Source organism: Rhizobium sp. CB3171 (genome assembly GCF_029714265.1).
In the GTDB taxonomy this organism is placed as follows: Bacteria; Pseudomonadota; Alphaproteobacteria; order Rhizobiales; family Rhizobiaceae; genus Rhizobium.
In genome coordinates this window covers 1,385,876-1,409,628 of record NZ_CP121652.1, presented here as the reverse complement: position 1 = coordinate 1,409,628, position 23,753 = coordinate 1,385,876, and the positions used below count along the sequence as shown (strand labels likewise).

At 59.1% G+C, this 23,753-nt stretch carries 19 protein-coding genes; 7 read left to right on the top strand and 12 right to left on the bottom strand.

What is annotated here, in order from left to right:
* Positions 1-26 precede the first annotated feature (26 nt).
* The gene (locus QA648_RS06950) at positions 27-410 is read right to left on the bottom strand and encodes a VOC family protein (RefSeq protein WP_283050437.1); all 384 of its coding nucleotides are present in this window, start codon (positions 408-410) and stop codon (positions 27-29) included.
* 36 nt (positions 411-446) lie between these two features.
* Positions 447-1,448 carry a dicarboxylate transporter/tellurite-resistance protein TehA gene (gene tehA / locus QA648_RS06945; RefSeq protein ID WP_283050435.1) on the bottom strand — a complete coding sequence of 334 codons (1,002 nt, stop codon included), beginning with the start codon at positions 1,446-1,448 and terminating at the stop codon, positions 447-449.
* A 385-nt stretch (positions 1,449-1,833) separates the two neighbouring features.
* Between tehA and gnd the strand changes: the two genes are divergently transcribed.
* Positions 1,834-2,859, top strand: a complete 1,026-nt coding sequence (gene gnd, locus QA648_RS06940; protein ID WP_283050434.1) for a phosphogluconate dehydrogenase (NAD(+)-dependent, decarboxylating) — start codon at positions 1,834-1,836, stop codon at positions 2,857-2,859.
* 67 nt (positions 2,860-2,926) lie between these two features.
* On the opposite strand, the gene glp is transcribed toward gnd, so the two are convergent.
* From glp to QA648_RS06915, 5 genes are read right to left on the bottom strand one after another with little or no spacing between them, the layout of a single operon-like run.
* Positions 2,927-4,153, bottom strand: coding sequence for a gephyrin-like molybdotransferase Glp (gene glp, locus QA648_RS06935; protein ID WP_283050433.1), 1,227 nt, complete (start codon positions 4,151-4,153; stop codon positions 2,927-2,929).
* Positions 4,154-4,155: 2 nt separating this feature from the next.
* Entirely contained in the window at positions 4,156-4,650 is a 495-nt protein-coding gene (gene moaC, locus QA648_RS06930) for a cyclic pyranopterin monophosphate synthase MoaC (protein WP_283050432.1), read from the bottom strand.
* Between the two features lies 1 nt (position 4,651).
* Positions 4,652-5,467 carry an indole-3-glycerol phosphate synthase TrpC gene (trpC, locus tag QA648_RS06925; RefSeq protein WP_283050431.1) on the bottom strand — a complete coding sequence of 272 codons (816 nt, stop codon included), beginning with the start codon at positions 5,465-5,467 and terminating at the stop codon, positions 4,652-4,654.
* 12 nt (positions 5,468-5,479) lie between these two features.
* The gene (gene trpD / locus QA648_RS06920) at positions 5,480-6,496 is read right to left on the bottom strand and encodes an anthranilate phosphoribosyltransferase (RefSeq protein WP_104823119.1); all 1,017 of its coding nucleotides are present in this window, start codon (positions 6,494-6,496) and stop codon (positions 5,480-5,482) included.
* 25 nt (positions 6,497-6,521) lie between these two features.
* Positions 6,522-8,414, bottom strand: a complete 1,893-nt coding sequence (locus QA648_RS06915; protein ID WP_283050429.1) for a peptidylprolyl isomerase — start codon at positions 8,412-8,414, stop codon at positions 6,522-6,524.
* Between the two features lie 180 nt (positions 8,415-8,594).
* Between QA648_RS06915 and QA648_RS06910 the strand changes: the two genes are divergently transcribed.
* A complete protein-coding gene (locus tag QA648_RS06910) occupies positions 8,595-8,876 on the top strand; it encodes a hypothetical protein (protein WP_104823117.1) in 282 nt (93 codons plus the stop codon).
* Positions 8,877-8,907: 31 nt separating this feature from the next.
* Here QA648_RS06910 and QA648_RS06905 read toward each other — a convergent pair whose 3' ends face one another.
* From QA648_RS06905 to QA648_RS06885, 5 genes are all read right to left on the bottom strand, one after another.
* Positions 8,908-9,399: a hypothetical protein gene (locus tag QA648_RS06905; protein ID WP_104823116.1), complete on the bottom strand. Its 492-nt coding sequence runs from the start codon at positions 9,397-9,399 to the stop codon at positions 8,908-8,910.
* A gap of 40 nt (positions 9,400-9,439) precedes the next feature.
* On the bottom strand, positions 9,440-10,801 hold the full coding sequence (locus QA648_RS06900) for an HlyD family type I secretion periplasmic adaptor subunit (protein ID WP_283050428.1): 1,362 nt from the start codon (positions 10,799-10,801) through the stop codon (positions 9,440-9,442).
* A gap of 5 nt (positions 10,802-10,806) precedes the next feature.
* Complete coding sequence (locus tag QA648_RS06895; RefSeq protein WP_283051242.1) at positions 10,807-13,041, bottom strand: type I secretion system permease/ATPase; 2,235 nt, start codon at positions 13,039-13,041, stop codon at positions 10,807-10,809.
* 132 nt (positions 13,042-13,173) lie between these two features.
* Positions 13,174-15,201: a hypothetical protein gene (locus QA648_RS06890; protein WP_158704453.1), complete on the bottom strand. Its 2,028-nt coding sequence runs from the start codon at positions 15,199-15,201 to the stop codon at positions 13,174-13,176.
* Between the two features lie 158 nt (positions 15,202-15,359).
* Positions 15,360-16,289 (bottom strand): fibrinogen-binding protein, encoded by a 930-nt coding sequence (locus tag QA648_RS06885; protein WP_283051241.1) that lies wholly within the window; start codon positions 16,287-16,289, stop codon positions 15,360-15,362.
* A 1,046-nt stretch (positions 16,290-17,335) separates the two neighbouring features.
* Between QA648_RS06885 and QA648_RS06880 the strand changes: the two genes are divergently transcribed.
* The 5 genes from QA648_RS06880 (at position 17,336) to QA648_RS06860 (ending at position 23,750) form a co-directional block, all read left to right on the top strand.
* Positions 17,336-18,130, top strand: a complete 795-nt coding sequence (locus tag QA648_RS06880) for a response regulator transcription factor (RefSeq protein WP_104823113.1) — start codon at positions 17,336-17,338, stop codon at positions 18,128-18,130.
* 591 nt (positions 18,131-18,721) lie between these two features.
* A complete protein-coding gene (locus QA648_RS06875; protein ID WP_283050427.1) occupies positions 18,722-20,356 on the top strand; it encodes a glycosyltransferase family 2 protein in 1,635 nt (544 codons plus the stop codon).
* Positions 20,357-20,517: 161 nt separating this feature from the next.
* Positions 20,518-20,982, top strand: a complete 465-nt coding sequence (locus tag QA648_RS06870) for a MarR family transcriptional regulator (protein WP_104823112.1) — start codon at positions 20,518-20,520, stop codon at positions 20,980-20,982.
* A complete protein-coding gene (locus QA648_RS06865; protein ID WP_283050424.1) occupies positions 20,975-22,213 on the top strand; it encodes an HlyD family secretion protein in 1,239 nt (412 codons plus the stop codon). Before QA648_RS06870 ends, QA648_RS06865 begins: the two co-directional genes overlap by 8 nt.
* Entirely contained in the window at positions 22,206-23,750 is a 1,545-nt protein-coding gene (locus QA648_RS06860) for a DHA2 family efflux MFS transporter permease subunit (protein WP_283050422.1), read from the top strand. The genes QA648_RS06865 and QA648_RS06860 overlap by 8 nt, the downstream gene beginning before the upstream one ends.
* Positions 23,751-23,753: the final 3 nt, after the last annotated feature.

Below are 23,753 nucleotides of genomic sequence, written 5' to 3'. Positions count from 1 at the left end.
GCCTCTGCCAGATCCCCGAGATCAATCTATGGATAGATTTGGCCCACCGCCGAGCGGCAGACGGCCTCGATGTTGTGTCCGTCTGGGTCGAGAACAAACGCACCGTAGTAGTCGGGGTGGTAGTGGGGTCGGATGCCTGGCGGTCCATTGTCCAGCCCACCGGCAGCCAGCGCAACCTCATAAAACTGATCAACAATGGCTCTGTTTTGAGCAGCAAAGGCGACGTGAACGCGTGTTTGCGGCACATCTCGATTTCCTATCCAGAAGAAGGCCTTCGGCCTGATCCCGTATCCGGCAAAAATCGCACCCTCGCCATATAGACGTTCGATCCCGAGCGGGAGCAAAGCCGCATCGTAGAACGCCTTCGACCGTTCCACATCGATAACTCCAATTGTAACGTGATCCAGCATATTCACTCCTGAAACTCTCCGGCAGGCCTCGGCCGGTCAACGCTGTCCGAGAGCGCCGGTGTCCTGACGCGACAGCTCGACCCAGCCGATGATCAGTTTGCGGTTGGCAATCAGCCAGATCGTCGCGAACGCAATCAATCCCACGGCGATATTGGCGGCGATGAAGAGGATCGGCGCAAGTTGTGCGACAGGGCCGGTGTCGCCGCGCTCAATCAGGCGCAAGGGTGCAGTCGCCAGCGCCGTCGCACCGAAGGTGAAGGCCCAGTAAGCGGGGCTGAAGGCCTCTTTCGTGATCCACGGTAGGAGGCGCAGCATGATCAAGGCCTGCAGGATGCCATAGCCGATCATAGCATGCACGATGAGGTCAGGCGGTCCCTGCGTGACGCTGATATAGGCGAGCGCGCCGACGGCCGGCGGCGCAAGTTGAACGCCGAGCGTCGGGCGCAGCGGCGGCACCAATGCCGGCGCTGTCAGAAGACGGTGCAGCAGCGCGGATTCGATCGCCAGCCAGGCGAAAAATCCGGCGCCGAAGAAGAGCTGACCCCAATCGGGAAAGCCGAGGGCGGCTGCGACGCTGGCAGTCACGAAACCTCCGGCCACGCTTGGCAGATAGAGCACGGCGGTCGTGGTGGTGACGTCGCGCCCGCCCTGCCAGAGACCGCCGGTGCGCCAGACCGAGAAGGCAAGTGTGTAGATGGCGCCGAGGATAAACAGAGTTTCGGCGCCAACGCGGGAATAGGGCAGCAGGCCACCGGCCACCAGCATGGTGGCGACCCCGACGAGGCCGATGAAGCAGCATTGCACAGGATGGACCACTTCTTTCAACGCCTCTTCACGGGCCACCGCCCATTTCAGCACGTAAAGCACGATCAGCACTGCCCAGACGGCTATCGAGACGAAGGTGATCGTCTCACCAATTGCCGCCGGCAATTGCCACACGCGCGCCGCCACACGCCAAGCGTTGGCAAGACCGGAAAGGCCGAGCACCGTGCCAAAGAATGCAGCCGGAACGAGCGGCAGTTTTAAGGGTATGACCATGGTGCCTCCGTTGACGGACGTAACGTTGAACGCCTTCGTAGACGAGCTCTGAAGAAAAACGGATCGATCACGAAACTTACCCCATTTCGCATCGAATTTCGCCTACGCAGCTTACGACAACGAATTGTGATAGTTTTGTTGAATTAGACGTTTCTGTTCAAGCCAGCGAAGCGAAATCGGGCTATCAAAATGGTGCAGATATTCTGGCTTATTGCACCGCGAAAGCAAGGGACAGCGACGGGCAATATCACAGATGCGTGAACGCGGCGCTTTCCGCCCAATCCTAGACGCCTGCATGGCTTGCCCGTCATTTGTTCATTGGCAAAGATTGCGAAATGTCTTTATGGAGTTTTCAAACCGATTAAACCTCCCAGGAGACCGACACATGCAAATCGGAATGATTGGCCTTGGCCGTATGGGCAGCAACATGGTGCAGCGCCTGATGAAGGGCGGCCACAGCGCCGTCGTTTTCGACGCACGTCCGGAAAGCATCACAGAGCTTGAGCAGCTCGGCGCCACCGGCAGCACGTCGCTCGAAGATTTCGTATCGAAGCTCTCCCGTCCTCGCGCCGTCTGGCTGATGCTGCCGGCTGCGATCGTCGACAAGGAGCTGGCCAAGATCGTTCCGCTGCTCGAAGACGGCGATATCGTCATCGACGGCGGCAACTCCTATTACCACGACGACATCCGCCGCGCCGAAGAGCTGAAGCCGAAAGGCATTCACTATGTCGACGTCGGCACCAGCGGCGGCGTTTTCGGCCTGCAGCGCGGCTATTGCCTGATGATCGGCGGCGAAAAGGCGACGGTGCAGCACCTGTCGCCAATCTTCGCGACGCTTGCGCCGGGCGTCGGCGATGTCGCTCCGTCGAAGATGCGTTCCGAAGCGGCCTCAAGCGTCAGCACCGCCGAGCAGGGCTATCTGCATTGCGGCCCGTCGGGTGCCGGCCACTTCGTCAAGATGGTTCACAACGGCATCGAATACGGCCTGATGGCTGCTTACGCCGAAGGCTTCAACGTGCTGCGTCATGCCAATGTCGGCCTGCAGACCACCGAAGCCGACGCCGAAACCGCGCCGTTGTCGCATCCGCAATATTATCAGTACAACCTCGACATCGCCGAAATCAGCGAAGTCTGGCGCCGCGGCAGCGTAATCACCTCCTGGCTGCTCGACCTCACCGCCGACGCACTACATGGCGACGCGGCCTTGTCGCAATATGCCGGCCGCGTTTCGGATTCGGGCGAGGGCCGCTGGACCATTTCGGCTGCGATCGACGAAGGCGTACCGACGCCGGTGCTGAGCGCCGCTCTCTACGGCCGTTTCGCCTCGCGCGGTAATGACGATTACGCCAACAAGGTACTGTCTGCCATGCGCGCAGGCTTCGGCGGCCACCACGAGAAGCCGGCGAAGTAATTCGCGCTTTCGATTGGAAGGAATTCGTGCCGGGCGGGCCAAACTGCCCGGCATTTTCATATCCGGCTTAGCTCATCAGCTCCGGACGCAGCAACAGAACCTGGCAGGGAGAGCCTGCCACAAGCTCGGGCGTGCGCGGCGGGCGGATAATGAGGCAGTCCGAGCGGGAAAAGACCTTCATCATCGAGGAATCCTGCTTGGAAAAAGGCTCGACCAGCCAGCCGCCATCCGCGGATTTCGTCAGCGTTGCCCGGATATAGTCCTGGCGCTGATCGTTGGCGGCGAGCGTTACGGCAGTCCGAGCCATGGCTTCACGCTTCACGGGCGGCAGCAAGGCGAGCTTGCGGATCAGCGGCTCCAGGAACAAGAGGCCGCAGACGAGGCTGGAAACCGGATTGCCTGGCAGCCCAAGGACATGGGTTTCGCCGAGGCTGCCGACCATCAGCGGCTTGCCGGGACGCATGGCGATGCGCCAGAAATCAAGCTGCATGCCGGCCTCGACCATGGTGGCCTGCACCAGATCATGATCACCGACCGAGGCGCCGCCGAGCGTGACGATGACATCGGCCTTCGCCACCTGCGCCCGGCCGATCGCGGCGGTGATTTCCGCCTTGTCGTCCGGGACAATGCCAAGATCGAACACATGAGCGCCGGCGTTGCGGGCGAGAGCGGCAATGCCGAATGTATTTGATGCGATGATCTGTGAGGGACCGGGCTCGCTGCCCGGCGTCACCAGCTCGTCGCCTGTCGCAAGGATCGCCACCAATGGACGCCGATACACATCGAGTGCCGGATGGTTCATGGCGGCGGCAACCGTCAGTCGCGAAAAATCCATCACCGTGTCTTTCGCGAGCACGACTTCACCTTCGGCAAAGTCCTGGCCGCGCGGGCGGATATGCTGCCCCTTACGCAGGGGGTAGGTGGGGCGGATGCGGCCGTCTTCCAGCCGTAGCGCGTCCTCCTGCAACAGCACAGTATCGGCTCCGGCCGGAACTGGCGCACCGGTGAAGATACGCACCGCTTCGCCCTTGCCGACCACACCCTCAAAGGCGTGACCGGCGGCGGAAGCACCGATCACGGTCAATTCCGCTCCCGGTTCGGCGGCATCCTCGAAACGCAGGGCATAACCATCCATCGCCGAGGCATCGAAAGGGGGCTGTGTGAGGCGTGCAGCCAAGTCCTTGGCGAGAACCCGGCCTTCCGCCATGTCGAGTTCAACGCTTTCGACGCGATGGAGCGGCGTTGCGCTATTCAGCAGACGTTCTTGGGCGTCGACAACGGGTAAAAGACTCATCTTCAGGCCTCCGGATGACGGAAGTCGCCGGATTTGCCGCCGGACTTCTCCAATAGCCTGATACCGCCGATTTCCATCGTCCGGTCCACGGCCTTGGCCATATCGTAGATTGTCAGGCAAGCAACCGAAACGGCTGTCAGCGCCTCCATCTCGACGCCCGTGCGTCCGGTGAGTTTTGCGGTGGCGGTTACCCGCAAGCCGGGCAGGGCAGCATCTTCGGCGATATCGACCGTGACCTTGGTCAGCATCAGCGGATGGCAGAGCGGGATGAGATTGGCGGTCTGCTTGGCGGCCATGATGCCGGCAAGCCTGGCCGTGCCTATGACATCGCCTTTCTTGGCATTGCCTTCGCGGATCAGCGCCAGCGTCTCCGGCTTCATTTTCACATGGCCTTCAGCGGTGGCGATGCGAACCGTTTCGGCCTTGTCGCCGACATCGACCATATGCGCCTCGCCGGAGGCGCCGATATGGGTCAGGCCGGCTTTCTCCGTGCTCATTTCACTCTGCCGCCAGAACGCCGGTTTCGCCGGTAAGCAGCAGGCGCGTCGCGGACGCCACGTCGTCCTTGCGCATCAGGCTTTCGCCGACGAGGAAGGTGGTGATGCCCACGGCTTCGAGACGCTTGCAGTCGGCATGGGTGAAAATACCGCTTTCGCCGACCAGCAGCCGGCCTTCGGGAACCATGGTGGACAGGGTTTCGCTGACCGTCAGGCTGACCTCGAAGGTGCGCAGATTGCGATTGTTGATGCCGACGAGCGGCGAAGACAGCTTCAATGCCCGCTCCATTTCTTCGGCGTCGTGCACCTCGACCAGTACATCCATGCCGAGGTCGAAGGCTTCGTCCTGGAGGCGCTCGGCATCGCTGTCGGAAAGCGAGGCCATGATCAAGAGAATGCAATCGGCACCCCAGGCGCGAGCCTCATGCACCTGATAGGTTTCGAACATGAAATCCTTGCGCAATGCCGGCAAAGAGCAGGCGGCACGGGCGGCGGTCAGGAATTCCGGTGCGCCTTGGAAGCTTGGGCTGTCCGTCAGCACAGAGAGGCAGGCAGCGCCGCCCAACTCATAGGCCTTGGCAAGGGCGGGCGGATCGAAATCGGGGCGAATGAGCCCCTTGGACGGGCTTGCCTTCTTGATTTCGGCGATCAGGCCGAAGGCGCTGACATCCTTCTTGGCGACCAATGCCTTATGGAAGCCGCGCGGCGCGGACTGGCCGGCCTGCATCGCCTTGAGATCGGCAAGCGAGACCTTGGCCTTCGCGGCGGCGATCTCCTCGCGCTTGTAGGCTTCGATCTTCTGGAGGATATCGGTCATGACGTCCTAATCCTATTCTTCGGCGTTGGAGACGGCGATCAGCTTTTCCAGCGCGGCGGCGGTCGCGCCGCTGTCGAGCGACTGAGCCGCGAGCCTCATGCCATCATGAAGCGTTTCCGCCTTGCCCGCAATCACGAGGGATGCCGCGGCATTGGCGAGCGAAATATCGCGATAAGCGTTCTTCGCACCGCTGAGCACGTCGCGCAGCGCTGCCGCATTGAAGACGCCGTCGCCGCCCTTGAGGTCTGCCAGCGAGGCATGCGGCAGGCCGAAATCGGCAGGCGTCAGCTCGAAGGTGCGGATCTTGCCGTCTTCAAGCGCGGCGACATTCGTCGGGCCGGTGGTGGTGATCTCGTCGATACCGTTGCCGTACACGACCCAGACGCTTTCCGCATTCAGATCCTTCAGCACCTCGGCAAGGGGCACGACCCATTGCGGCGCGAAGACGCCGAGCAGTTGGCGGCGTGCGCCGGCCGGGTTGGACAGCGGCCCCAACAGATTGAAGATCGTGCGCGTGCCGAGCTCAACGCGCGAAGGGCCGACATGGCGCATCGAGGAATGATGCAGTTGCGCGAACATGAAGCCGATTCCGGCTTCGCGAATGCAGCGGGCGATCGTCTCGGGGCCGACATCGAGCTTGATGCCGAGCACGGACTGCGTGTCGGCCGTGCCAGCCTTCGAGCTTTGGGCGCGATTGCCATGCTTGGCGACCGGCACACCAGCACCGGCCACGATCAGGGCGGCGAGCGTGGAGATATTATAGGTGCCAACACCGTCACCGCCGGTACCCACGATATCCATCGCATCCGCAGGTGCTTCCACCGGCAGCATCTTGGCGCGCATCGTCGTGACCGCGCCGACGATTTCATCGACCGTCTCGCCGCGCACGCGCAGCGCCATCAGGAAAGCGCCGATCTGCGAGGGCGTGGCTTCGCCCGACATCAGGATCTCGAATGCCTGACGAGCCTCATCCCGTGTCAGCACCTCGCGGTTGGCGACCTTGGCGAGGAAAGGTTTCAATTCAGCCATCGGCTATCGATCCTCCCGACCGGGCCTAGCGAGACATCGCCTGTTCGGCGAGGCTCTGGTTGACCGTGACGCTGTATTTGGATTGCAGGTCGCTGACCATCTGGTCAAGAATGTCGTCGCCGGCGGCATTGGCAATCTGAGCTGCCTGCTGATCGGCATTGTTCAGCGCATCCGTCGTCGGATTGTCGTTGACCTCGGTGACCTTCAAGAGGATCTGCGTCGTGTCGTCTGCGCCGACCGCGTTGGCGACCGTGTCGGCCGGACCAGAGAACGAGGCTGCAACGCCACCACGACCGAGAACGGGATCATCCGTCGTGCGGGTCACACCAGACTTGTTTTCGACGGCGATGCCAAGCGGCGCGGCGATGTCGGCAAGCGATTTGCCCTTCTGCGCTTCCTGCTTCAGCTCGGTTGCCTTGGCGGCGAGCGCAACCTTCTGCTGCTCGGCAGTCCAGTCGGCAACGGCCTTGTCATGCACCTCGGAAAGCGGGCGATCGTGATCAGCCGTGATGTTCAGCACATCGTACCAGACGTAGCCATTGTTGCCGATCGTCAGAGGCGCAGCATTGCCGCCCTGGTCCGCCTTGAAGACTTCGGCCAGCAATTGCTGCTTGGCAGGCAGGTCCTTGATCTCGTTGCCGCTTGAGTCGAGGCCGGTGGCATCGACCGAATCAACGGTCACCAGCTTCAGTTTCATTTGCTGTGCGGCTTCCTGCAGCGACGCACCCGAGCCGCGCAAGTCTTCGAACTTGTCGTGAGCGCTGGTGATTTCATCGGCGGCATTGTTGAGCGCAATCTGCTTGCGGATGTCTTCCTTGACCTCGTCGAAGCTCTTCGCCGTCTCCGCCTTGACATTGGTTACGCGCAGGATCACCGGGCCGAATGAACCGTCGATGACAGGCGTGGTGCCGCCTTCCTTGATAACGGCAAAGGCAGCCTGGGCGATTGTCTGATCCGGAACCTGATCCTTGGTGAAGGTGCCGAGCAGCACGTCGGCGGGCTTCTTGCCTTGATCGGTGACCAACTGGTCAAATGTCGAGCCCGTCTTCAGCGCGTCGGCGGCAGCGTTGGCGAGGTCCTTGTTGGCGAAAGTGAGCTGCTCGATCGTGCGCGTTGCCGGCGTCGTGAAGCTATCCTTGCGCTTCTCGAACTCGGCGCGAACCGCATCGTCGGTCACGCTCGCGGGATTGGCGACATCTTCGGCCTGCAGCGTCACATAGGCGAACTTGCGGTATTCGGGCGCGCGGTACTTCGACTTGACGCCATCGAACCATTTCTGCAGCACGTCTTCGGCGGGCGCCTTGATCGGGTCGATATTGGCGTTGGTCAACAGCAGATAATCGATGCTGCGGTTTTCGTCATGATATTGCTTGACGGCATCGACGAGAACCTTCGGCGCAGTAAAGCCGTTGGAGACTGCTTCGACGATCTGACTACGGATCGCAACCTTGCTGCGCTCCTTGATGTAGTCGTCGGGATTGATGCTGCTGTTGCGCAGCAAGCTCTCGAATTTCTGGCGGTCGAAGCTGCCGTTCAGCGCCTTGAAGGCCGGATCGTCGCCGATAAGCTGGGCGAGGCGATCCTGCGACAGGCCAAGGTTCATATCGGCGGCAAGCTGGTCAAGCGAAGCGCCGGCAACGAGCTGGGCGACCGTTTGCTGTCCGATGCCGAAGGCGCGCGCCTGCTCCGGCGTGATCTGCATGCGCAGTTGCTGGCTGATGGCCTGGATCTGGCGACGATAGGCGAGGCGGAATTCATTGGTACCAATCTGCTGATCGCCGACCGTCACGACGGTATTGCTTCCGCCGCCGCTGATGAGCGAACGCTCAACCCCCCATATGCCGAAGGCCGCCGCCAAAATAAGCATCAAGCCCTTGGCAACCCAGGTCTGGGCGATTTTTCTCAACACGTCGAACATCGGAAGGCAAACCTCGTCATCAATACAGTCTTCGCCCGCAGGCGAAGCAATCGGAGTTCCTTAGAACAATCCGAACCGGAATTGAAGAGCCAGCAAGGAAATCACCCGGCCCGGTGCTGCCGATCCGGAACCTTTGCCTGGGATTGACGTTGAAAGCTGAGGTAAACAGAGGAGCCGACGATGGCCGAGACGAAATCCGCTTCCGCCCAAACTGCCTCAGCTCAGGTACAAGCTGAAACAGCCGTCGAAGACCTTAACCTGCAGATCGCCGCGCTTCGGGAGGATCTGACGAAACTTTCGCGCAGCATGGCCGCGGTCGGGCAAGGCGCGAAGTCCGTCGTCACCGAGGAGGCTCAGGAAATAACCGATCAACTGCGCGAAAGGGTTCGCCAGGAGCCGATCTTCATGGTCGCGGCAGCCGCCGGTATCGGTTATCTGATCGGCCTGCTCAGCCGTCGCTAGGTCAATGCTCGCTTACGGATAGCGGTTCTTTTCAAAGCTCGTCGTGAAAACGCGGGCTGGCGCGGATGAATGTCCAGAGCGCCTTGCTGATCTCGACAATCTCCTTGATCGAGCTCTCCAGCCGTTCGATTTCGCGCAGATCCAGTTGTTCCACCTTGCCGTATTTGACGTGCCGGTCGTCCTCCACCAGACGCATGAGCTGCGTGCTGGAGATTTCGCCGTTTTCGTCGAAGGAATAGATGCAGTGATTGTATTTGTTGCGCATCTTCGATTCCCGCTTCAAGCGGCTCATCAGCGCCAGGACCGCATGGCTGTCTTCCGCCGGCGTCGAGGATAGTTTTGCCAGACGTTCGACCAAATCGATGCGCGCGCGTGTGGTGTTCAGCGTCAGGAAGACGATGATGGCCGCATCCTTCTCCACCCTCAGCAGATGCGCAATGATGTAGATCAGAAGGCTTTCCGTATTGGTCCAGACATAGTTCAGGCGGCCGACGCGAAGCAGGATATCGGACATTGCAGGCATGGCACGGTCCTACGCTCAACTTAGCCAAAGTACAAATTCATCACCGCTCCCTGAAGGCACGCGACATGCTGTCGACCACCGGCTTGGAGAGATATTCGAAAAAGGTGCGTTCGGACGTCTGGATCAAAACATCCGCGGGCATGCCAGGTACGGGCTTGAAGCCCGGAATGCGTTTGATCTCGTCACTCGGGATCTGGACGCGAACAACATAGACGTCGCGCTGGGTCGAACCGGAATTGTCCTCGATCGAGTCGGCTGAGACGTAGAATACCTTACCGTTCAGCACCGGTGTCGTGCGCCGGTTGAGGGACGACAGGCGGATGGAGGCGGATTCGCCTTCGCGCAACTGGTCGATGGAGGTGCGCAGCACCTGTGCCTCGATGATCAAAGGCACGTTGTTCGGCAATATCTCCATGATCGGCTTGCCCGTCGTGATAACACCGCCGGCGGTATGATAGTAGGAACGGATGACCGTGCCGCTGACCGGTGAGCGGATGACGGTGCGGTCGAGCACGCCCGCAGCCTCACGCACCTGCTCGCGCACGCTGTCCAAATCGGATTCGGCCGTTTCCAACGCGTCGAGCGCTGCCTGCTTGTTGGTGTTGATGGCAATGATCGCCTCCTGGCGGTACTTGGCCACCTGGGCTTCGTTCTCGTTCAGCTCGGCATCAATGCGGGCAAGGTCGCCCATGGCATCGGCGACCGCGCGCTGCACGGCTAGAAGGTCGGAACGCCTGACAACGCCGATATTCGCAAGCTTCTCTTTCGATGCCTGTTCATCGGTCAAAAGGCCGAGCTGCGTCACGAAGGCCTGCCGCTGGCCCTGATATCCCTGGGTGCGGTATTCGAGCGAACGGATGTTCTTTTCGATAAGGTTGAGCTGTTCCTGCAGCTTGGATTGTTTGCTGTGGAAGACCACAACCTGGCTCTGGATCAGAGAGGTCACATCGGGATCGTCGGCCTCCGCCGTGACAATATCGGGGACCTTGAACTCTTCATTGCCCTGGGCCTCGGCTTTCAAACGGGCGACTACAGTTTCCAACCGCAGCCGTCTCAGTTTCAGCGCCCGATCATTGGCGAGAGCCGCCGTCGGATCGAGGGTCAGCAGGATATCCCCCTCCTGCACGACCTGTCCTTCGCTCACCATCAGCTCCTTGATAATGCCGCCCTCGAGATGCTGAACGATCTTATTGTTGCCGGTCGCGACGAAACTGCCTTGAGCGATAACGGCCGAAGCGATCGGCGCGGTGGCGGCCCAATAGCCGAAGCCGCCGAAAGAAGCGAACAGGATCGCCAGACCCGAGACGCTGTAGAGCCTGATCGACCGTGGGACCTCGCTATACCATTCGAGTTGCCCCTGTTCGTTGTCTTCTTTTTTCTTATTCTTGTTTCTCCCGAACATGGCGCTCACCCTTCGATCCTTGCCGGTGGCCGATTGCCGATTTCATTGCTGGGCTTGTTGCTGAGCGTTTTCAGTACCTCGGTACGCTCTCCGAACAGCGCCACCGAGCCGTCCTTCAGAACCAGGATCTTATCGACGCATTGCAGCAGGGCAGGGCGCTGGGTGATCGTCACCGTGGTGATGCCCTGTTTTTTGGCGTGGATGAGCGCCCGGGCCAGCGCCGCCTCGCCGGCGGTGTCAAGATTGGAATTCGGCTCGTCGAGAACGACGAATTTCGGATTGCCGAAGAAGGCGCGGGCAAGCGCGATACGCTGCTTCTGGCCGCCGGAAAGCGGCGCGCCATCGGCGGCAACCACCGTCTCATAGCCCTGCGGAAAAGTCGCGATCAGCTCATGCACGTCAGCAAGGACGGCCGCCTCGTAGATCAGCCGGTCTTCGACGTCGTCGCGCATGCGGCAGATATTGGCCTTGATCGTACCCGGAAAGAGCTGCACGTCCTGAGGCAGGTAGCCGATGCTCTCGCCGAATTGCCGCTGATCCCAGTTGCGCAGATCCATCAGATCGAGCCGCACATTACCGGAGGTCGGCAGGATCGAGCCCACCAGCATCTTGCCGAGCGTCGTCTTGCCGGACCCGGAATTGCCGATGACGGCAAGCGATTCCCCCTTCTTCAAGGAAAAGGAGATGCCGTTCAAAACGACCCGTTTCTGCGGCGGCGGGACGAAGAGAATGCGCTCGACATCAAGTCGTCCTTCCGGATTGGGCAGACGCAGCCGCGGGAAGTTCAGCGGCGAATTCAGCAATAGCTGCTTGATGCGGCCGTATGCGGCGCGGGAATGATTGAACTGATTCCAGCCCTCGATCGCCCCTTCGACCGGCGCCAGTGCTCGGCCGGAGATGATCGAGGCCGCAATCACCATGCCGCCCGTCAACTGGCCGGAGAGCGAGAGATGCGCGCCCCAGCCGAGAAGGGTGACCTGGGTGATCAGGCGGCAAGCCTTGGTGAGACCGGAAAAGACGATATTGCGGTCCTGGGCGGCCACCTGCGATTTCAACGATCCAGCAGTTTCACGGCCCCACATCTTCACGGCTTCGGGGATCATCGCCAGGGCATTGATGATCTGCGAATTGCGCGCCATGGAATCCAAATGGAAATTGGCGCGGGTAACGAAGGCGTTGGCTTCGGCAAACTGTTTCGCCGTCATCTTTTGATTGAGATAGGCGATTACGAACAGGACGGCGCAGCACGTCATGACGATCACGCCGAGATGCGGATGCACGAGATAGACGACGACGACGAAGAGCGGCATCAATGGCGCGTCGAGGAAGGCAAGCAGCGTGCCCGAGGTCAAAAAGGACCGGAGTAGCTGCAGATCGGCAAGCGTCTGGTAGTCGCGGCCGTTGCCGTTCAAGGACGCACGGGCGGCCGCGCTCAGGATCGGCGCGCCGAGCTGCACTTCCAATTCGACGGCCGTGCGCATCAGGATGAAACGGCGCACGGAATCCATGATGACCTGCAGGAGGATGGCGCCGACGACAGCGATGGTGAGCATGACCAGCGTATCGATCGAGCGGCTGGTCAGAACGCGGTCGGAAATCTGGAACAGATAGATCGGGATTGCTAGCACCAGAACGTTGATGGCCAGGGTGAAGATCATGACGATCAGCATGTTGCGCTGAACGACTGAAATACCCTTGCGCAGGCTGGCGGCGAAATTGATCGGCTGGGCGCTGCGTTTGTGGAAGATGCCGCCGTCATTGCCTCCGCCACCTCCGCCTTTGCCGCTCTCGTTATTGCCACCGTGACCGCCACCGCCGGCAAGCGACCGGCGCTCGTTCTCACGCAACGGGCCGGAGTCGTTGTCGATCGTCCGAGGCAAGGGCTGCGATTGATTCACCTTCATCTCAGGCTTTGGCATCTCAGGCCTGGGCATTTCGGGCTTTGGCATTTCCGCTTCCGGCAGCCGGGGCGCCGGTTCGATCACAGGCTCCGGAGCGACCTCTGGAGCGGGCGATATCAGCCGCATCTCGATCTCGGTCGTCGAGGTGGCGGCCCCTTCATCAACCTTCGTCACAACGGAAAACTCCGCGGGGGCGGGAACGGTCTCAGTCTCCACGGCAGCCACAGTCGTCACGTCCAGTATCGGAGGCTGGGGAGGAAGGGGGGAGGGAACCACGGCGGCCTTAGGCTCGCGCCGCAACCGTTTCAGGCTTTCCACAGCGTCTTCTATGGCCGCCATATAGGAGGCGGTGTCGCGCTCGGCCGTCCGCTCCTCCTCGCCCGACGCCAGCGACGTCAGGTGCAATGTCCGGCTTTCCGCCATGCTCAGCTTTGAAATCTGGTTCATCAGGAGCATCCCCTATGTCTCTGGCTAAGTGACGGTCTGCATGACGTCGCCGACAGGGCCGTTGTGCCAGGACATGTCGTGGCCGAGATCGATGGTTTCATTCTGCGCGGGCTGTTGATCGTGATCACCGAGGAAAGCGATCGCTTCATTGGCCAGCGGTTGGCTTTGCTGGTTTGCATTGGTCGTATTGGTCTGATCGTGATCGACCAGGCCGCCTTGGATGAGGACGGTATCGGAATAGAGATTGCCGGCGAGATAGGTCGTATGACCGACGCTGTCGTAGTCGGTAATGTTTGCAATATTGACCAGGGCATTGCTGCCGGTGTCGATCGATACCGTGGCGTTCTGGTTGTTCGCCACCACATCGCTTGCGACTTGATGCACAATGTCGGAATCGCCGACGATATTGATCTGCTTGATGACGTTGACGTCGAAGAAGTTGCCGGTGATGTAAAGAACATTCAGCGCCTCGTGACCGGCGAAGTTGGAGTCGTGGGCAAGCCCGTCCGGTATCTCGTCGGTGTGGTCCTGGATATTCTTGACCGTGTCGTTGATGAAATCGGGCATCGTCGTGAAACGATCGGACAGCCCGACATTGTTGATCGAGGCGAGGTTCCAGAGCAGGTTGCCGCCGGTCTGAACATGTTCGCCGCCTTGAAGGGTCGACACCACGTCATTGTCGTAGAGCACCGAGATCTGGCTGATCGAATTGATGTCGAACGCGTGGCCGCCGACGATCATCAGATCGTACTGCATGCCAAGACTGAAAAAGGAGGCAAGGTCGACCAATGTATTGCCGCCGGTCAGCAGCGTCGTCTCGGCGCCGGTGGTCGTCACCCGCATCGTGTCGTTGTCGGAGAGGAAATTATATTGCTCCGTCCAGTGCAGGAACGAGACGTCGCCCTCGATGACGCTGACGCGCCAGAAGCTCGGGAAAACCGGATTGCCGTCGTCGGTATGGTCTGATGTCGAGCTCACCTGAAACTGGGTGTGCTCGAAAACCGCGATATTCCTGCCGATCGTCAAGGCGCTTTGCGAAGACTGGTCGTTATCGCCTGAGGTGCAATCGACTTTATCGTTGTCGCTGTAAACATAGCTCTGTGAGATCGCGTCGATGGAATGATAGTCGCCCATCACTGCCATCACATGCGCGATCACATTTGTGTCGATGATGTTGACGAGGTTTGCGACGACATTGCCGCCGGCCTCGATGTTGAGGGAGTTCGGCCCTAGTCCCGTCTGATGAACGGTTTCATCCGTTCCTTCGATCACCGCTTTTTGCGCGGCAAGGCCGCGATCGGGCATGGAATCTTCGAGATCCGGGACGCTGCTGACCTGCTCACCGTTGACAAAGATGCCGTCGAGCTGATTGCCGGCAATCGCAAAGTAATGGCTGCCGTCGGGGCCTTGTATGTCGGCGCCGCCGTTCGCCTCGATGGTTTTGATAAATGCGTGCAGATCGTCGCTGAGCTTCATCATCCCCTCGGTGCTCTCCGTCCGCTGGAGGGAGTCAAGGGGCGATAGTTCCTCGGCTTTCACCGTCGCTTGGCCCAGCCAATCGTAGACATCGGAGACATCGCGAACGAGATGATGGGAAGAATTCGTCATGTCCAGCACGTCGTCATCGCGCAAGACATTGGCCTGCACCACATGAGCGGTCTCCGAACCCGGCCCTACGTGGACGTCGAGTTTATACGGCAGAGCAGCAGGCTGGAATTGGATGTCGGAGGGGCGGTGGACGACAGGGATCTCCACCGGCGCAACGCCATCGGGACCGTTTATGCGCACATGGTAGGGATCATCATGCAGGCGTACATAGCCATAACGGAAGTCGTAAGGCGAGGAGATGTATTTCACGTCGGGAGCGTAGTCGACCATCGTCAGCCCCGAAGCAAAATCGTCCTTTGCCAGGGTCGGGTCTGTCTGTTCCGACGGACTGTCCTCCGTCGATGTCCCATCCGTATAGCCCAGCCGCAGACGCAGATCCTCGATCTGCGTGTCGAAGAGCCCGATAAAGTGGGCTATGATCTCCGAGATTTTTTCCGCGTGCATGACGAACGAACCCCCAATTTTCGGAAACGCCTGGTCTATCCGAACCGATGCCGTCGCTACCGACGGCTGTCATTTCAGCGAAATCCAGGTTCAAGCCACGTATGTGCGCCGACCGGTCCTCCGGACGGCGCACAAAAGGCGTGGCTCTCGCTTCGAAATCAGGTGTCGCCAGTTGTCACGTGATGATCGCCGCCGACAACGGCAATATCCGCAGAGTTGGTGAGCAGGTTCGCCCCCTGTACCACTTCCTGATGGAAGCCGGAGTTGGCGATGATAGCGGAAGAATCCGCCGACGCCGTACCGGTCATGTCGTGGCCCACGCTCGGCACCCCGTTCCAATTCAGGGTCGGGTCGAGATCGAGGCCATCCGCATGGGAATGACCACCGTCTGCTGTCAGGTTAATGCTGGCATCCTGGTTCTGCATCCGCAGATCATAGGCCTGATCCTGGTCGGCGAGATTGTTGGCCTGAACCAGGCTAAAGCCTGTATCATTGCCACCGCCGCCCAGCGCATTGTTGAGCACGCCATCGATATTGAGGTTGAAGGAGTAATCGTCTCCGAGATTGAAGGTCAGATCACCACCGGCTACGCCGAGATTTCCGACATCATGGACATCCTTGATCGTTCCAAAATCGTAATCGGAATGAGTGCTGGAGTCGCTGTAGTTGTCGCGATTGTCACCGTTGTTGTTGGCTTCGGTGTGGACGTCGGTATCCGTCTTGGTAATGGCCTTGTAGTCATAATCGTAACTGTTGTCGCGATTATCGCCATTATCCTTGATGTTGATGTCCGTATCCGTGTCGGTCTTGGTGATTACCTTATTGTCGTAATCCCAGTTATAGCTGTTATCACGATTGTCGCCGTTGTTGGTGTTGTCGCGATTGTCGCCGTTGTTTTTGACGTCGACATCCGTATCGGTGGTGTTGGTATTGTTGCTGTTATTGGTGTTGGCGACGCCGACAAGACCGGTCGAACCGTCATCCACTTCCGTCGAATTGACGGCGCTGGTCGCGAGACCATCCGCCAACGCGCCAACTTTCAGGTCGTCATCGGCGCTGATGTTGGCGATATCAAAATCAGGAGACATCATACATTTCCTCCAAATGAGGAGGCCGTCTCGGGGAATCCCTCTCATCTAAACGGGATTGACTCGTGGCGGCCCCAACTCTGTTAACGTTGCGGCAGGTGTACGCACTACAGGACTACCGTCAAAACCGGCCTGTTGGTTCAGACCTGGCCTCTTGGGATTTGCAGCTACGCAAAACAAAGTACGCAAATCCGCCCTGGCGCTCAGTTAGAGCGTCCAACGCCTTCTGCTTTCTGTTGTCTCTAAGAAGTTAGGGGAGGAGGAGGTTGTCCGGGACGCGAGACAAAGGACCGGAATGCCATTTTCCCCAAGCTCCGCGGTTGGTGCGGAACAGTGGGACTTTGACCGAAAACAACACAAGCTCATAGATACCAATTCGGGCTACCGCCCTGTTTCGGTTTCGTAAATCGGATTTCATCCGATGAGTGCGCAGGATTTAAAGCGCTGTTGTCACTCGTCTTTTCCAGATTTTGTGAGCTATCGACCGCCTGATTGGCATCAATGAGCGTTACCGTTCGCTTACGCAGTCTTAATCCGTCCGACTTAAGGGATCAGAAATTGTGGCGGTGCATCCAAGTAATATATTTCAAAAATCTAACTAAGTCTGCGGTCGTTGCAAAAACGGACCACGTCAATGAAATTTCAAATTGTAATAAAAAGTATATCGACGCTTACTATGCTTTAAGCCAGTCTTCGGCTCACCCGAGTCGGCCTACCGATTTCGGTCGATTTGGGCTATTGTCAGTCGCCAGGTGACCTCCACCTTAGGTTAGCTGATTAAACAGAAATGCCCGGAAATGTGCAAAACTGAGCACAAATACGGCACCCAATTTGGCCAAATTCCCACATTTGTGATAATTTTTAAAGTTTTTGCGGCAAAACTAACCCCTTTGGGCAATTTCCAAGTACGATCGCATGGATTAATATAGTTTTATATTAATTAAGAAGACTGCATAAACAGTCCTATCAGGGCACCGTGCTCATAAAAAACATTCCGGCAAAAAGCGGGTTAACACACATGGCTGCGAGCTTTGGGGGATGCACAAATGTACATCGCAAGCGTAAGAACAGGGGATGCTGAGGACAATCATAACATCATAAACTTGAGAGAGACTATCGTCGTACTGGCGGATGCCGATCTCTTTTCTGAATGCCTGGTGCAGACTTTAGGCACCAGATTTGCAGCATATGACATCATTAGCATTACCGACCCGAAGGCACTTCAGGGCAAAGTTCTGGAGGGCGTTAAACTGATCCTGCTGTACCATCTTCAATCTGAGGAAATGCAGGACACTTTACATGCAATAAGGGCGAATTCGCCCGGAATATCGATCGGGCTGGTCGTTGAAACGATCGATCTGCACGATCCATACGTGGCCAGACTTGTCGAAGGACGGAATATACACGGCGTTCTGCCGCTCAATCTGCGCCTCGACGTGTTCATGGCAGCGATCGACCTGCTGATGAAAGGTGGCGAACACTTCCCCTCGGCGCTTCTACGCCGGCTCTCTGGGGACACGCCGCATCTCAGTCAGCCGCTCTATCAGGCACAGACGCGTTTTGCCACGAGCCATAGACCCTATGAGGATGCTATCGCCATGCGCAACGGCAGTCTGCAGGCACTGACCACGCGCGAGGTCCAAATATTGGATCTCATCTGCAAGGGGACACAGAACAAGATCATAGCGGACCAGCTCAGCCTGTCCGAAAATACGGTCAAGGTTCACGTCCGCAACATCTACAAGAAAATGAATGTCCGCAATCGAACGGAAGCGGCCTCACGCTTCTTCAATTCGGACAACGGGCTGGATCGGGATCCATCGCGTCGCTGGAGAAACTGATCCACGGATAGGAATTGAGAGGGGACGGCCGTTCGCGACATCGTGGGCGGCCGTTTTCTGTCTTCACCGGTTCCGGGCCGAAACATCTTATCGCTCGAAACGAAGGCCCGACCCAGGCCGCCCCATATTTCCACTGCCGTTGCGTTAATCCCGCCGCTTAGGTCACTCCTGAAAGCGGACTATATTCCATGCACGACGCAGCCAATATCTCACCTGTGAAATAGCTATTTAGTATAGTTTGCCTAATCATTCATCAGATTTCCGTTGACGTAGCGTAAAGTAGTTTTATCATCGTCTCATTCACCAAGTTAACGTCCGATTCGATACTGGTGAAAATTCCAAGTATGCACGAATTGTTACTGTAAATAAATTTACGTTACTCTTCTCAATCAATATCTTTTAAGTACAGCATGCGGCCTATAGGAGCCGTTAGTTGATACGGGGAGGGAGGTGTAGTGCGTAGATTTGTTCCCATGGATGGCGGTCCTTTCTCCTCAAAAGGGTTGCCATCCACCCTTACACGTCAAGCTGAAACGGCTCTTGTCAGCGGCGCAACACCGCGACCCTCTCTTTCGTTCTGAAGGTGACACGATGAGCAAGATCCCTGCCGTCAAAGCCGCTGTAATCCACGCCATGCTTCAGCCTTCCATCGAACCCGCCGATATTGGTCCGGCGACGGAGCGGGTGTTCGAAGGCAGGATGCGCTTTGCCAATCTGATCGGCATCACCGTCTGGACGGCAACCATGACCTTCTTCTGGCTGTGGTGGCTGCGCAGCGATCACATCATCGGCTGGCCATCCTATCTGCTGGTGACGCTCGTTCTTGCCTGGATCACCGGCTTGCCGGCCTATTTCATCGTCATCGTCCATGATGCGCGGCGGATGCCGCAAGCCGGCGGACCGTTGCCAGCAGGGCGCATCGCCATGGTCGTTACCAGAGCATCATCCGACCTTCTTCCCCTCGTGCAAACGACGTTGCGGGCAATGCTCGATCAAACGGGCTGCGATTTCGATGTCTGGTTGGCGGAGGAAAAACCCAGCCTGGAAATGATGAAATGGTGCATGGAACACGGCGTCTTCACCTCCACGACGCGCGGGAGCGCCGGGGCTGACGCTCGCGATCCTTCGCCGCATTGCAAGCAAGGCAATCTCAGATCTTTCTACGATCACTTCGGCTATGAAAGATATGATTTCGTCGTGCAAATCGATGCCGGCCATGTGCCCGACAGGACCTATCTCCGCGAAATGATTCGGCCATTCCGCGATCCCTCCATTGGCTATGTGTCGGCGCCGAGTATCTCAGACGCCGATGCGGCATCGAGCTGGGCGGCGAGGGGCAGGCTCTCTGCCGACGCCGGCATTCAGGGGGTGCTGCAGTCCGGCTACAACAATGGCTGGGCACCGCTCTGTATGGGCACGCACTATGCTGTGCGCACCGCGGCTTTGAAGGAAATCGGTGGCCCCGGGCCGGAACCGGCGGAAGATCTTTCGACGACACTGGCGATGAATGCCAGCGGCTGGCGCGGTACCCATGCGCTGGATGCGATCGCCCATGGCGATGGTCCGGCGACCTTCGCAGATCTCATGATGCAGGAATTTTACCGGTCGCGCAGCCGAATGACCACCCTGTTGCGGTATTCGCCGGCCTATATGCCGAAACTGCCTGGATGGTTGAAATTCCAGTTGTTGTTCTCCGAGCTTTGGTATCCGCTGTTTTCCTTGGGCTTGGCTATCATCTTCATGCTGCCGATCGTCGCGCTTCTGACCGGCCACAGCTTTGCCGATGTCACCTATCCCGCTTTCCTGCTGCATTTCCTGCCGATCGCTGGCGCGCTGATCGCGCTCGCTTTCATCTGGCGCGCCACCGGTGCATTCCGACCCGCCGATGCCAGGATCATAAGCTGGGAGAGCATGGCATTTCTGCTCCTGCGCTGGCCCTGGTCGCTGATGGGCTGCGCAGCCGCAATTCGCGATCGTCTCACGCGTTCTCCGAGCGATTCCCGCGTCGCGCCCGAGAGGATCGCAGAAGCGCGTGCGCTGCCGCTTCGCGTCTTGGCGCCCTATATCGCGATCAGCCTTGCTTCCGCGCTGGCGATGGTCTTTGCTGCGGATCGGGAGGCTGCCCAAGGCCTCTTTATCTTTGCCGCGATCAATACGTTGATCTATGCGGCGCTGATCGGTCTGATCATCGCCCGGCATAGAACGGAAAGCATGCCTTCCCGTTAAGCGCTCGCCTAACCCCGCGAGCCTGCGACATCTTTGCGACACCTCCTGCGACATTTTTGACGATCTGCACAAGATCGTGCGTTGGCCCCTTGTATCGCATGCTCACTTACTATACGTGACAGCATTATAAGGTTGCTTATGAATAGCAGGCTTCTTATCCCATGAATTCGACACCAACTCTCGGCTTTCTCCTGCATGACGTTGCCCGGCTTCTTCGGAAGCGGTTCGAGCAGCGTGCGAAAGATATGGGACTGACGCGTTCGCAGTGGCAAACGCTCGCCTATCTCTCGAACAATGAAGGGATCCACCAGGCGGGTCTTGCCGAGATGTTGGAAATCGAGCCGATCACGCTGGTGCGCATCCTCGACAAGCTGGCCGAACGCGGCCTGGTCGAACGCCGCCAGCACCCGAACGATCGGCGAAGCTGGATGCTTTACATGCGCGAGGAAGCGCGGCCGTTGCTCGACACCATGCGCAGCATAGGCGACCAAACCCGCAAGGAGGCCCTGGATGGGGTCTCTTCCGAAGATCATGAGCGCCTTTATCAGTTGCTCACCCTTATGAAATCGAACCTGGTCCAGGCCTGCCGCGCAACGGTGGGCGACAAAGAGACAAATCATGGCTGACGCATCTTCTTCGCTTCGCGTTCCCGCAAACGTGAACTCCGCCAACGAACAGACCGCAATCGAGCAGAACCAAGCCGCAGTCGCCGAGGCGCCGTCTTCCAATCCCGCTCCGGCGCCCGCCGCTGCCGGCACCGCCGCTCCGGTTGCTCCTCCCGAAAAGCCGCGCAAGCGCCGCAGCCCGACGCGGCCGATCCTCTTCGCGCTGCTGCCGGTCGCCCTTGTCATCGGCGGCTATTACTACGTCACCGGCGGGCAGATAATGTCCACCGACAATGCCTATATTCAGGCCGATATGGTCGGTGTTTCCACCGACGTTTCCGGCACGGTGATTTCGGTCGACGTGCATGAAAACGAGGTGGTGAAGAAGGGGCAGGTGCTCTTCCGCCTGAAGCCCGACTCCTTCCGTATTGCGCTGGAAGGCGCTGAGGCGCAGCTTGGCAATGCCCGCAACCAGATCCTGAACCTGCAGGCTAGCTACAAGCAATCGCTGGCGGAAATCGCCCAGGCGCAGGCCGATATTCCCTATTTCCAGACCGAATACGACCGCCAGCAGAACCTGATCAATAGCTCGGTCGCCTCCAAGGCCGCCTATGATCAGGCCAAGCACAATCTCGATGCGGCACAGCAAAAGGTCTCCGTCGCCCAGGCGCAGGCTGCAACCACGCTCGCGCAGCTCGGCGGCAATGCCGACCAGCCGGTGGAGCAGAATCCGGTTTACCTGCAGGCCAAGGCCGCCGTCGACAATGCGCAGCGTGAGCTTGACGACACGGTCGTGCGTGCACCCTTCGACGGTATTACCGCCAATGTTCCGTCGCTCCAGGTCGGCACCTATCTGACGGCCGCACAGCAGGGCTTCTCGCTGGTCTCCACCACCCATATGTGGATCAATGCCAGCCCGAAGGAAACCGAGCTCACGCATGTCCGGCCCGGTCAGAAGGTCTCGATCTCGGTCGATGCCTATCCGGGCGTGACCTGGAAGGGCACCGTCGCCAGCATCTCGCCGGCCTCGGGCGCGAGCTTCTCGCTGCTGCCGGCGCAGAACACCACCGGCAACTGGGTCAAGGTCGTACAGCGGATTCCGATGATCATCAGCATCGACGACATGCAGGGCAAGCCGCCGCTGCGCGTCGGCATGAGTGTCGTCGCCGATGTCGATACCGGCCATGCCCGTGGCCTGCCGGACTTCGTTGCAAACCTGTTGGGCCAATCCCACGGTCAGGACCATGAGTAACGCTGCTGCTGCTTCACCCTCCGGCCCAATCGCCAATCGCGGTGCCATTACCGCCTGCGTCATCCTGGCGGTCATCATGCAGGCGCTGGACACCACCATCGCCAACGTCGCTCTGCCCCATATCCAGGGTGACGTTTCAGCGAGCGCCGATCAAATCAACTGGGTTCTGACATCTTATATCGTCGCCGCCGCCATCATGACGCCGCCGTCGGGTTTTCTCTCGGCAAAATTCGGCCGCAAGCGCGTGTTGCTGGTGGCGATCGCCGGCTTCGTCGTCGCTTCCGTTCTCTGCGGCCTGGCGCAATCATTGAACCAGATCGTCGGCTTCCGCCTGCTGCAGGGCCTGTTCGGCGCGGCGCTCGTACCGCTGTCGCAGGGCATTCTTCTCGACATCTACAATGTCGAAGAGCGCGGCAAGGCCATGGCATTGTTCGGTGTCTCGGTCATGGTCGGTCCGGTGCTGGGACCGGTCATCGGCGGCTGGCTGACGGACAATATGAGCTGGCGCTGGGTGTTCTATATCAATGTGCCGATCGGCGCGCTCGCCTTTGCCGGCATCGTCATCTACGTGACGGAAACCAAGCTCGACGCGCTCGCCAAGCTCGATCTCTTCGGCTTCAGCATGCTGTCGATCTCCATTGCCGCCCTGCAGCTTTTCCTCGATCGCGGCGAGCAGCTCGATTGGTTCTATTCAGGCGAAATCATCATCGAGGCTCTGGTTTGCGTCTGCGCTTTCTATCTCTTCCTGGTGCATACGTTCACGGCGGAACGGTCCTTCGTGAACCCGCGATTGTTCCTGGACCAGAATTTCGCCGTCAGCATGCTGTTCATCTTTGTCGTCGGTGTCACCTATCTGGCCTCGCTTGCGCTAATGACGCCCTATCTGCAGACGCTGATGGGCTACCCGGTCGTCACCGCCGGCATCGTCATGGGTCCGCGCGGGCTCGGCACGATGCTGTGCATGTTCGTCGTCGGGCGGCTGATCGGCAAGGTGGATACGCGCTGGCTGCTGTTCTTTGGCCTCGCCCTGACCGCCTGGGCGATGTACGACATGACCGGCTGGACGCCAGATGTTTCGCAATGGACGCTGATTTCAGTCGGTTTCGTCCAGGGGGCGGGGCTCGGCTTCCTGTTCGTGCCGTTAACGACGATCGCCTTTGCGACGCTGCCGGCGCAGATGCGCGGCGAGGGTACCGGTCTCTACAACCTCTCGCGTAACATCGGCTCGAGCGTCGGCATCTCTGTCGTCTCGGCGCTGATCACTGAGAATACCCAGGTCAACCACTCAACGATCGCCGCCTATGTGACGCCATTCAACCGCTATTTCGACGCGACGGCGGCGCAAGCCGTCAGCCCCGTGACCGCCGTCGGCCGCGCAGCACTCGACGGCGTGATTACCACGCAGGCGACGATCATCGCCTATATGGACGATTTCAAACTGCTGATGCTGATGTCGATCTTCGCCATGCCGCTGCTTGTGCTGCTGCGCAAGCCCAAGGCGCCGCCGGCCGTCGACCACAGCATCGCGATGGAGTAGCTG